Annotated in this window: 8 protein-coding genes and 2 pseudogenes; 7 read left to right on the top strand and 3 right to left on the bottom strand. The window is 71.8% G+C overall.

Annotated features, from left to right (window positions below):
- From ACIBU0_RS31620 to ACIBU0_RS31590, 7 genes and pseudogenes are all read left to right on the top strand, one after another.
- Nucleotides 1-264 (top strand): annotated as a pseudogene (locus tag ACIBU0_RS31620) (1,2-phenylacetyl-CoA epoxidase subunit A); the annotation flags it as partial.
- Nucleotides 261-554 carry a 1,2-phenylacetyl-CoA epoxidase subunit PaaB gene (gene paaB, locus ACIBU0_RS31615; RefSeq protein ID WP_398825235.1) on the top strand — a complete coding sequence of 98 codons (294 nt, stop codon included), beginning with the start codon at nt 261-263 and terminating at the stop codon, nt 552-554. The pseudogene ACIBU0_RS31620 and the gene paaB, both read left to right, overlap by 4 nt.
- 10 nt (nt 555-564) lie before the next feature.
- Entirely contained in the window at nt 565-1,392 is an 828-nt protein-coding gene (gene paaC, locus ACIBU0_RS31610; RefSeq protein WP_398825233.1) for a 1,2-phenylacetyl-CoA epoxidase subunit PaaC, read from the top strand.
- Complete coding sequence (paaD, locus tag ACIBU0_RS31605; protein WP_398825231.1) at nt 1,386-1,901, top strand: 1,2-phenylacetyl-CoA epoxidase subunit PaaD; 516 nt, start codon at nt 1,386-1,388, stop codon at nt 1,899-1,901. The genes paaC and paaD overlap by 7 nt, the downstream gene beginning before the upstream one ends.
- Complete coding sequence (gene paaE, locus ACIBU0_RS31600) at nt 1,901-3,019, top strand: 1,2-phenylacetyl-CoA epoxidase subunit PaaE (RefSeq protein WP_398825229.1); 1,119 nt, start codon at nt 1,901-1,903, stop codon at nt 3,017-3,019. The genes paaD and paaE overlap by 1 nt, the downstream gene beginning before the upstream one ends.
- Nucleotides 3,020-3,027: 8 nt before the next feature.
- Complete coding sequence (locus ACIBU0_RS31595; RefSeq protein WP_398825227.1) at nt 3,028-3,795, top strand: enoyl-CoA hydratase/isomerase family protein; 768 nt, start codon at nt 3,028-3,030, stop codon at nt 3,793-3,795.
- A gap of 123 nt (nt 3,796-3,918) precedes the next feature.
- Nucleotides 3,919-4,341, top strand: a complete 423-nt coding sequence (locus tag ACIBU0_RS31590; RefSeq protein ID WP_398825225.1) for a hypothetical protein — start codon at nt 3,919-3,921, stop codon at nt 4,339-4,341.
- A gap of 389 nt (nt 4,342-4,730) precedes the next feature.
- Here ACIBU0_RS31590 and ACIBU0_RS31585 read toward each other — a convergent pair.
- From ACIBU0_RS31585 to ACIBU0_RS31575, 3 genes and pseudogenes are all read right to left on the bottom strand, one after another.
- Nucleotides 4,731-4,835, bottom strand: a pseudogene (locus ACIBU0_RS31585) (IS481 family transposase); the annotation flags it as partial.
- A 232-nt stretch (nt 4,836-5,067) separates the two neighbouring features.
- Complete coding sequence (locus ACIBU0_RS31580; protein ID WP_398825223.1) at nt 5,068-6,678, bottom strand: serine/threonine-protein kinase; 1,611 nt, start codon at nt 6,676-6,678, stop codon at nt 5,068-5,070.
- Nucleotides 6,675-8,210, bottom strand: a complete 1,536-nt coding sequence (locus ACIBU0_RS31575; protein ID WP_398825221.1) for a serine/threonine-protein kinase — start codon at nt 8,208-8,210, stop codon at nt 6,675-6,677. The genes ACIBU0_RS31580 and ACIBU0_RS31575 overlap by 4 nt, the downstream gene beginning before the upstream one ends.
- Between the last annotated feature and the right edge of the window lie 28 nt (nt 8,211-8,238).

The raw sequence follows: 8,238 nt of genomic DNA, 5'->3' as shown, positions 1-8,238 counted from the left end.
GACATGACCGTCCCGCAGGCCGAGAAGCTCGGCGTCACCCTGCCCGACCCTGAGCTGCGCTGGAACGCCGAGCGCGGCCACCACGACTTCGGCACCCCCGACTGGGACGAGCTGATGCGGGTCATCAAGGGCGACGGGCCCTGCAATGCCGAGCGCGTCGCCCGGCGCCGGGCCGCCCACGAGGAAGGCGCCTGGGTGCGGGAGGCGGCCACCGCTCACGCGGCCAAGCAGGCGACCATTACGCAGAAGGGAGCGGTGGCATGACCGCCGAGAAGAACAACTGGCCACTGTACGAGGTGTTCGTGCGCGGCAAGCGCGGGCTCAACCACGTCCACGTGGGCTCGCTGCACGCGGCCGACGACCGGATGGCGCTCACCCACGCCCGCGATCTGTACACGCGGCGCAACGAGGGCGTGTCGATCTGGGTGGTGCGCTCGGCGCACATCGCCGCCTCGACCCGCGACGAGAAGGATCCCTTCTTCGAGCCCAGCGCCGACAAGGTCTACCGCCACCCGACCTTCTACGACATCCCCGACGACGTCCCGCACATCTGAGGAGCAGGGCATGAGTGACGACCACCTCTGCCTCACCCTCGCCGAGGGACACGAGGACGACACCCGCTGGGCCTACGGCACCGGCTTCGAGGATCCGCTGCACGGCGTGGACAGCGCGATACCCGACGGCATCGACGCCGACGAACTGGCCGCCGTCTGTGCCACGTTGGCCGACGACGCCCTCGTCCTGGCGCAACGGCTGGCCGAGTGGACCACTCGCGCCCCCGAACTGGAGGAGGAGGTGGCGCTGGCCAACATCGGCCTCGACCTCCTCGGCCAGGCCCGCCTGCTGTACTCCCGCGCCGGCCAGGTCGACGGCACCGGCCGTGGCGAGGACGCCTACGCTTATTTCCGCGACGCCGGCGACTTCCGCAACGTACGCCTCGCCGAACTGCCGAACGGCGACTTCGCGTTCTCCGTCGCACGGCTGCTGGTGCTCTCCGCATGGAGGCTCGCTCACTTCGAGCGGCTCACCGCCTCCGACGATCCGGTGCTCGCCGCGATCGCCGCCAAGGGTGTCAAGGAGCTTACGTATCACCGGCAGTACGCCGCCGAGTGGGTCGTCCGCCTCGGCGACGGCACCGCCGAGTCACATCATCGGATGCGGGACGCGCTGGAGCAGGTCGCGCCGTATCTGGACGAGCTGTTCACCGTGTACGACGTCCAGGACGAGGTCGGGGCGGTGCTGCAGCAGGTCACGGAGACGGCCGGACTGCCCATGCCGGTGTACCGCCCGCTGCCCGGGTCCGGCCGCGACGGCGAGCACACCGAGCACCTCGCCCCGCTGCTGGCCGAGCTGCAGAGCGTGGCCCGCGCCCACCCGGAGGCGACATGGTGACCGTACTGACGGACGTGCGCCGCGCTCGGCACATCGCCGAGCGCGTGCCGGATCCCGAGTTGCCCATGCTCACCCTGGCCGACCTCGGCGTGCTGCGGGGCGTCGAGGCCGGTGAGGACGGGACGGTCGTCGTCAGCCTCACCCCGACCTACTCCGGCTGCCCGGCCATGGCCGAGATGCGCGCCGAAGTGGCCGCGCGCCTCACAGCCGCCGGATACGCGCACGTCCGGGTGCGCACGGTGCTCGATCCGCCCTGGACCACGGACTGGATCACACCGAGCGGCCGCCGCACCCTCGCCGAGCACGGCATCGCGCCCCCCGGACCGGCGCCGCGCCCCGCCCCCGGCCCGGTGCCGCTGACACTGTCCCCCACCCGCCCTGCGGTTCCGTGCCCCCGGTGCGGCTCGGCGGACACGGAGGAGACCTCCCGTTTCGGCGCCACCTCCTGCAAGGCGCTGTGGCGCTGCCGCGCCTGCCGCGAACCCTTCGAATACGTCAAGGAGATCTGATGGAGGACCTGCTGCCACTCGGCACCTCCGCCCCCGCCCCCACGCCCGTGCGGCGACGCCGCCCGGCCTTCCACCGCCTGCGCGTGGCCGCGGTGCAGCGGCTGTGCGAGGACGCGGTCGCGGTCGGCTTCGACATCCCGGACGACCTGGCCGAGGAGTTCGCCTTCACCCCGGGCCAGTCGCTCACCCTGCGCCGCGAGGTCGACGGGCGGGACGAGCGGCGCTCCTACTCGATCTGTTCCCCGATGGGCGCACGGCCGCGCATCGGCGTGCGCGAAGTGCCCGGCGGGCTGTTCTCCTCCTGGCTGGTCCACGACGTACGGCCCGGCGACACCCTGGAGGTGATGGTCCCGACCGGTGCCTTCACTCCCGACCTCACCGCACCCGGCCACCACGTCCTCGTCGCCGCGGGGTCCGGTATCACCCCCATGCTCTCCATCGCCGAGTCGGTCCTCGCCGCCGACGACCGCTCGCGGGTCACGCTGGTCTACGGCAACCGCCGCACCGGTTCGGTCATGTTCGCCGACGAACTCGCCGACCTGAAGGACCTCCACCCGGCGCGCTTCCAGCTCGCCCACGTCCTCTCCCGCGAGCCCCGCGAGGCCGAGGTGCTCTCCGGCCGTCTGGACGCCGACCGCCTCTCCGCCCTCATCAGCGGGCTGGTCGACGTCACCACCGCGGACCACTGGTGGCTGTGCGGACCCCACGGCATGGTCCGCGATGCCCAGCGGGTCCTGGCCGGCCTGGGGGTGCCCGACACCCGTATCCACCAGGAGCTGTTCTACGCGGACGACGCGCCGGTACGTCAGACGCGGCACGAGGAAGCCGCTGCCGAGGGCCCGGTCAGCCAGGTCACCGTCACACTCGACGGCCGGTCCACCACCGCCGCACTGCCGCGCGCGGCCACGGTGCTGGACGGCGCGCAGAAGATGCGCCCCGACCTGCCCTTCGCCTGCAAGGGCGGCGTGTGCGGCACCTGCCGTGCCCTGGTCACCGAGGGGGAGGCCGACATGCGCCGCAACTTCGCCCTCGAAGCTGCCGAGGTCGAGGCAGGCTATGTGCTGACCTGCCAGACCTTCCCCGTCTCCGAGACGCTGACCGTCGACTTCGACAGCTGAGGAAGCCCATGTCCGTCTCTCTGGAAGTCGCCGAAGGCGTCGGAACGATCCGCCTCGACCGCCCCCCGATGAACGCCCTCGACATCGCCACCCAGGACCGGCTCGGCGAGCTCGCCGCAGAGGTGACGGAGCGCGACGACATCCGCGCGCTGATCCTCTACGGCGGCGAGAGGGCGTTCGCGGCCGGCGCGGACATCAAGGAGATGGAGCTCCTCGACCACGCGGGCATGGTCAGGCGCTCGCGCCCGCTTCAGGGCGCCTTCACGGCCGTCGCTCGCATCCCCAAGCCGGTCGTCGCCGCGATCACCGGTTACGCCCTCGGGGGCGGCTGCGAGCTGGCCCTGTGCGCCGACTACCGGATCGCCGCCGACGACGCCAAGCTCGGCCAGCCCGAGATTCTCCTCGGCCTGATCCCCGGCGCGGGCGGCACTCAGCGCCTGTCCCGGCTCGTGGGCCCCTCCAAGGCCAAGGACCTCATCTTCACCGGCCGGATGGTCAAGGCTGACGAGGCTCTTCGGGTCGGCCTGGTCGACCTCGTAGTCCCGGCCACAGAGGTGTACGAGCAGGCGCGGTCCTGGGCCTCTCGGCTTGCCAAGGGCCCCGCACTCGCCCTGCGGGCCGCCAAGGAGTCGATCGACCAGGGCCTGGAGACCGACCTCGCCACCGGTCTCACCATCGAGCGCAACTGGTTCGCGGGCCTGTTCGCGACAGAGGACCGCGAACGGGGGATGCGTAGCTTCGTCGAGGAAGACCCTGGCAGGGCGACGTTTCTCTGAGTACTCCTTGGAACGGTTGGCTGTGTCGGTTTCCGCGGGCTCCAGTGCAGACCAGGCGGGGCGTCCGTGCCAGAACCAAGTTTTGATGTCATGGGAAGCTCAGATGGTGAAGGGTGGGGGCGCGTGGACCAGAGTGAGGACGAGATCCTGGCCGAAGAGCTTGCTGCTCTGGGGGCCGTGGTCGGGGGCAGCGGTCGCTTGACCCGGCTCGTGGCCAAACTGATGAGGAAGAATGTCCATGAGATCGACCTCGAGATGCCCTTGCCGTTCGACGATGCCGTCAGCCGTGTCGCCAACGTGCTGGGTCACGCCGGACGAGCGGTGGGGCACATGCAAGCCGTGTCAGCCGTAGACCAGGAGACGATCCGTATTGTCACCAGCGGTGGCGCGGGCGGCATGAATCCTGTAGTGGTTACTGCGGTGGTGACAAGGGGCGGGATGGGCAGCTCGAAGGTCAGGCTTCGGGCAGCTGCCAAGGAAGGTTTGATCAAGCAGCGAGCGGGCGAGAAGACCGCCGCCCGTCTTGCGGGGTGGCTGAGCGAGTAGAGCAGATCCGGCATGAGGTCGGCCTGCAACTGCACACGGCCAAGACGTGGATCGTGTACTGCGGAGGGGACGGGCGCCACGACGGTGTTGTGGCAACGTCGTTCGCCTTCCCCGGTTTCACATTCCAGTGTCGTCCAGCGCGAGAGGACGCCCTGAAGCACCCACCCGTCCCGCAGAATTGACCCCCTGGGGTCGGTTCGGGCCTGCCCGTCGGCTCGTGGGCGAGGTGACGGTGGTCGGCCCGATACCGTCAGGCGTGGACTTCACCTCTGGCGGGGCAGGTGGGCCACGTCTTGATGACGCCGCCCTGGCCCGACTTGATCTTGGTGACAACGTATGGGGATCCCTGACGGGAACAGCCGGCGCTGGAAGCGCGGCCGCCGGCAATTGACCCACTTGCCGGCGCATGCGCGGGAGATGCCCATCTCAGCGGCGACGTGGGCGATGGGGCGTGTCTGGCACCGTTTCACGAGCCGCCTACGGCCCAAGCCCAGGAAGTGGCCGCTGAGTTCGTGGAGATGGAGACCGCCGCTGCGGCGTGGGGGCAGCGGCGACCCCGACGGCTACCTGGAGGTCTGAACTGCGGCAGATCATGGTGCAGAACAACCACCGTGACGCCGCAGGGCACCTGCGCCGGCGCACCGCACCTCCCTGAGACCGGCCCAGCCGGTACCGCTCCCCGGAGACTCCGATGCCGCCTCCGGGACCGGCCACCGCCCTGCGGGCTCAGTGCGGCATCGCGCTCAGCACCGCGTCCGCGATCCTTTCGGCCTCGCCCCTGCACGTGTCCGCCGGGTGTTCCGGTTCGCTGAGTCTGACCAGCACCGTCAGATTGCCGTCGCGCAGGTCCAGCCGGCAGCCCGTGCCGTCCGACCACGCGGTGTCCCAGTACGACTCCTCACCCGGTCCGGGTCCGGCGGTGCCCCCGACCTTCTTCACGGTGTCCAGGAGATCCTCCTCGGCGGCCGCCGCGCCCGGGGACAGCCCGGTGGTCGCGCTCGGCCGGGGTCCGGTGGTCGACGTGTCCGGGCGGTACAGATCCCAGCTCACGTACGCGTGTTCCTCGTCCGCGGCGTCGGTGTACACACAGCCGCCGAAGTCGGACATCCCGGAATCGCCGCCGAGGTCGTGCTTCTCCGCGCGGTCCGCCGTGGGCAGCGGCAGCTTCTCCACCATCTCCTCGCAGGTCGGCACGATGGCGTACACGTCGCCCTTCGGTCCTTCCTCCCCCTCGGGCCACAGGGTGTAGACGATCCCGGCGATCATGCCCGCCACGACCACGACGGACGCCGCCACCAGCAGCCGCTGGATCCGGCGCCGTACGGGGTCGGCGGCGGCCGCCGCGACGGCGTCGACCGCGGTGGTCGCCACCGTGGGCTCCACCCACGCCCCGGTCCCACCCGACACGGGGCGGCTCGCCAGGTCGAGGACGGTGCGCTCCGGCGCCCCCAGCACCCGGTCGACCTCCGCCTGCTGGTCGGCGATCAGCCCGCGCACAGGGTCCGGCCACCGCCCGCCACCCCCGGGCGCCACCGGCCCGAGCAGCTCCAGCAGCCGCTCCGGGCCCGGCCGCCCGGCCGGGTCCTTGGCCAGGCAGGCCGCGACCACCTCCCGCAGTCCGTTCGGTACGTCCGACAGGTCCGGCTCGGCGTGCACCAGGTCGTACAGCGTCGCGAGCGCGGACTCCCGCGCGAACGGACTCCGCCCGGTGGCCGCCATGGCGAGCACCGAGCCGAACGAGAACACGTCGCTCGCCGCCGTCAGTTCCTTCGCCTCGGCCTGCTCCGGCGACATGAAGGCGGGCGAGCCGACGACCACCCCGCTCTCGGTCAGCTCGGTGGCCCCGGCCCCCTCGGTGGCCCGGGCGATGCCGAAGTCGATGACGCGTACGCCGTCATCGGCGAGCAGCACGTTGTCCGGCTTGAGGTCCCGGTGCACCAGCCCCGCCCGGTGGATCTCCACCAGGGCGGTGGCCAGCCCGGCGGCGATCCGCCGTACGGTCTCCTCCGGCAGCGGGCCGGTACGGTCGACCACCGTGCCGAGCGAGGGCCCGGTCACGAACACCGAGGCCAGCCACGGCGTCTCGGCCTCGGTGTCGGCGTCGGTCACGGCGGCGGTGAAGGCCCCGGACACCCGCCGCGAGGCAGCCACCTCCCGCCGGAACCGGGCCCGGAACTCCTCGTCGGACGCGATCCGCGCGTGCACCTGCTTGACCGCGGCCAGTCGGCCGTCCGGCCCGGCCCCCAGCAGCACCCGGCCCATGCCTCCGCGTCCGAGCTCGGCGAGCAGCCGGTACGGCCCGACCGCGACCGGATCGGTCGCCCTGAGCTCCCTCACTTCTTCTCCACGATCTTGATGGCGGCCCCGGCCGCCTTCACGGCCTCCGCCTCGCAAGCGCCCCGCCCGGCGTACGCGGTACCGCTCACCCCGACCGTCATCCGCAGGTTCACGTCCCGCAGCGACAGGCGGCAGTTGTCGGTGTCCTCGCTCTTCAGCGGCAGCCACAGCCCCTCGTCGGCGAAGTCGAGGTCGGCCTCGCGACCGGTCTCTCCCTCGGGCAGGTCCGACTTGTGGTCCAGTTCGGCGCGCTCCGCGCCGGTGCCGAAGGCCGGAGAGGTCGTGTGCACGTGCCAGGTGACGGTGATCCGGTCACCGTTGGTCCGCTCCCACGTGCACGTCCCCGGGTGCACGATCTCCGCCGCGTTCAGGATGACCCCGTCGAAGTCCTTCACCTCGAAGCCGGACGGCATCCGGACCTCCTCGCGGATGTCGTAGCAGGTCCTCGCTCGCGCCTGGTACACGTCATCGACCAGCGACAGCGGCGCGCCGTCCGGGAAGACGGTGTAGTACAGCCACGCCGCCTGCGACCTGCCCAGGGTCGCGAAGTGCAGGGCGACCAGGGCCACGGTCACCGCCACCGCTCGCGGCCACATCCGCTTTCGCCGGGGTGGGGGCACCCCAGGAGCCACAGCGAGCGGCAGGGTCGAGGTCAGCTGCTCCACCTCGGTCAGCTGGCCGGCGATCAGCCCCGCCACGGCCCCGGGCCAGGGCCGTGCCGTCGGCTCGACGGGCCCGATCAGGGCGAGCAGTTGCTCCGGGGTGGGCCGTGCGGCCGGTTCCTTGGCGAGGCAGGGCTCGATGACGGCGCGCAGCGCGTCCGGTACGCCGGTCAGGTCGGGCTCCGCGTGCACGATCTCGTGCAGCAGGCGCGGTACGGACTCGGCGGCGAACGGCGGACGCCCGGTGGCGGCCGCGACCAGGGTGGACCCGAGCGCGAACACGTCGGCGGCCGGGGTGGCCTCCTGCCCCAGGGCCTGTTCGGGAGCCATGAAGGACGGCGAGCCGATGAGCGATCCGGTGTGCGTGATCCGTGTGGCGCCCTCCACGGCGCGCGCGATGCCGAAGTCGATGACGCGTACGCCGTCCTCCGCGAGCAACACGTTGGAGGGCTTGAGGTCCCGGTGCACCAGGCCGGCCCGGTGGATGTCGGCGAGCGCGGTGGCCAGCCCGGCCGCCAGCCGCCGTACGGTGTCCTCGGGCAGGGTCCCGCCGCAGGCGTCCAGGGCGTCGCTCAGCGAGGGCCCCGGTACGAACACCGAGGCCAGCCAGGGCGTTTCGGCGTCCGGATCGGCGTCCAGGACCGGCGCGGTGCAGGCGCCGGACACCTTCCGGGAGGCGGTCACCTCCCGCCGGAACCGTGCCCGGAAGCCGTCCTCGTCGGCGTACTCGGCGTGGATCTGCTTGACGGCCACGAGCCGTCCGTCGGGCCCGGTGCCGAGCAGGACCCGCCCCATCCCCCCTTGTCCCAGCTCGGCGAGCAGTCGGTACGCACCAACTGCCGCCGGGCCGAGTGCGGTTATCGGTCGCATGCCCTGCTATACCTCCAGCCTCTTGAGC

Source organism: Streptomyces sp. NPDC049627 (assembly GCF_044465645.1).
Classification (GTDB): Bacteria; Actinomycetota; Actinomycetes; order Streptomycetales; family Streptomycetaceae; genus Streptomyces.
This window is presented reverse-complemented; position numbering and strand designations above follow the sequence as displayed.